Origin of the sequence: Phytobacter sp. V69, from assembly GCF_965644215.1 — a bacterium.
Lineage (GTDB): Bacteria > Pseudomonadota > Gammaproteobacteria > Enterobacterales > Enterobacteriaceae > Phytobacter.
This window is the reverse complement of the sequence record NZ_CBFFRL010000361.1, coordinates 1-2,420: the sequence shown is the minus strand read 5'-3', so window position 1 is coordinate 2,420 and position 2,420 is coordinate 1. Positions and strand designations below refer to the sequence as shown.

The window sequence follows — 2,420 nt, the reverse complement described above, 5'->3', positions numbered from 1 at the left end:
GCTTCCATCGGGAATAAGGATCTGGCAGCCTGAGTTCCCAACTAAAATACTCTCCAGGAAAACCGGGGCGGTTCAATGGTGTGGTAGTTAAAGGCATCCAGATGTGTTGTATCTTCCGATCCGCACTCCTGACAACTATCTTGCAGTCAACGTAAAAAAGTAACTTTTTCGGTAATGGGTGAAGTGTGTAACAGTGGTTCTTAGATCGGATCGGAATTTACTCACATTTCGATCGTGATGCCACATGACATTTCAGAGCATAGTTATCAACAGGATAGAATAATAATAAAGATCAATAGAGGATCAATAGCGGATCAAAAAGGAATAACGATCCTCTCAGGCCAGTGATATCAGGCCTCTCAGCGGATCATCGTCCACTGTACAGGGGGTGGAATACACTATGGCGGGCAGTGCATCCACTGTACAGGGTGCATAATCCACTATACCGGGTGGATTAGATACACTATAGCGGGTAGGATGTAGATCTTATCCACAAAAAGGATCCTCCAATATGTCTAGTAATAACAACAAGTTATCTCTTGTCATTGAAGAGTCCCTAAAAGATTCAGGCGAAGTTATCCAACTCTTTCCCACGCTAAAACAAACCATCCAGCCGAAAGTTTTACTCCGGTTGGGTGTGTTTGTACCGACGCTGAAATCGACGGATAAGGGGGGCCGGAAGAGTCACCGCATCGATGCCACTGAACCCCTTTCGAGGTTATCCATTGTAGAGGGTGAAGGCTATAGCCAGATCCAAATTTATGGGCCCCGGCTCGACATGGACTCGGACTTCAAATCATGGTGTGGGATCGTTTATGCGTTGTCTAACCGTCCACTCGACTCAGAAGGCCAGCTGGAGCTGAATTTTCCTGAGTTTGCGAAGTTTTGCGGTTTTGACACTAAGCGCATTGATAAACAACTGAAAGAACGTTTCGATGCCTCGCTTACGCGAATAGCCCGAACCAGCATCTCGTTCATTAAGAAAATACCCGGTACAGACGATCAGATAACGATAAACATGCATCTGGTTGAATCGACGTACTACGACAGTTCCACTGGTAAAATCGTCATCAAGCCAAATTCGAAGCTCAATACGTTGTATCGCGTCGATGGTAAAACCCGTCTCTACCTAAGGACGTTGCAGAAACTGGCCCGTAAGGAGTCTGCACAGGCCCTGTATCTGTACCTGGCTGAGTTGCCGAGCACCTTTTATCGTATCGGGTTCGACCGGTTGCGTGAACGCCTGCAACTGTCCTCACACCTCGGAAACCAGAATGCCACGGTTAAAAAGGCACTGGGCCAACTTAAAGAGATCGGCTTTCTGGAATACTCCATTGATAAAGAAAATGGCGATTACGTACTGAATATTCTGAAGAGAAACATGAAGCCATGATCGATGCCGGGAAACACAGCTACCCTGCCAGATTGCTCTGTCAAGAGGGTGGCTGCGTTACCCGGCATAGTGGATGACCCTTCTCATTTTACTCTATTTTGCCCGGTACAGTGGATCTCCACTACACCGGGTGGTGTCAGTAATATAACCGCGACTCAACCCCTTTCCAGCGGACTTTTCCTTGGTGTTCTGTGTGTTTTTCCAGCAAAAATGTGATCTGTACCCGGTGCAGTGGATCAGCCGCGTTGGCGAAACCAGGGACCAGATAAGGTGACGGTGCCAGGTTGTAAGGTTACCCGGTACAGTGGAGTCCGTCATTGTAGTTGTCCCGGATTGCGTGATGGTGCGGGCACAAAGCTTTACCCGGTACAATGGATCATAAATTTTGAACCGTCCTGATAACCCTATGATGCAGAAGTGAAAGTTAAACCCGATATAGTAGAGCCGCTGAATTGAGTGCTTTACCCGGTGCAGTGGATCGGCCACATTGCGAAACATGGACAGATATTGTGATGGTGCCTGGTTGTAAGGTTTACCCGGTGCAGTGGAGCTCGTCTTTGTAGCTGTTCCGGATTGCGTGATGGTACGGGCACAAAGCCTTACCCGGTACAGTGGATAGTGAATTGCCCTGATATGCGGATGATGCAGAAGTGAGTGCTGTACCTGGTATAGTGGATCCACTAAAAAGGGCATTGTACCTGTCAGCTTAAGTGTGAACAGCAACTGGTACGGTGGAGCTGCTACTTCGCAGTTCATGTGCCGTCATGTCTTTCTGATCAAAAGCCGTGGAGGGGGTATATCCTCGGTCAGGGCTTTTAGCCCGTGGATATCATCGCCGAGAAGGTCCTACCCAGAATATTCATTCAGTTACCGCATTGAAGATATGAATCATTCATTCTCAGGGGTTTTAAGACGGTAGACACCTTTCCACCAGGAACCGAAAGACACACTATGAACCGCCCCGGTTTTCCTGGAGAGTATTTTAGTTGGGAACTCAGGCTGCCAGATCCTTATTCCCGATGGAAGC

The 2,420-nt window shown here is 47.9% G+C and carries 1 protein-coding gene; it reads left to right on the top strand.

Translation table 11 applies throughout. The annotated features are described in order from the left end of the window. The first annotated feature begins 511 nt into the window (after positions 1-511). Positions 512-1,393, top strand: a complete 882-nt coding sequence (locus ACSZPU_RS25040; RefSeq protein ID WP_499004297.1) for a RepB family plasmid replication initiator protein — start codon at positions 512-514, stop codon at positions 1,391-1,393. The last annotated feature ends 1,027 nt before the right edge of the window (positions 1,394-2,420 follow it).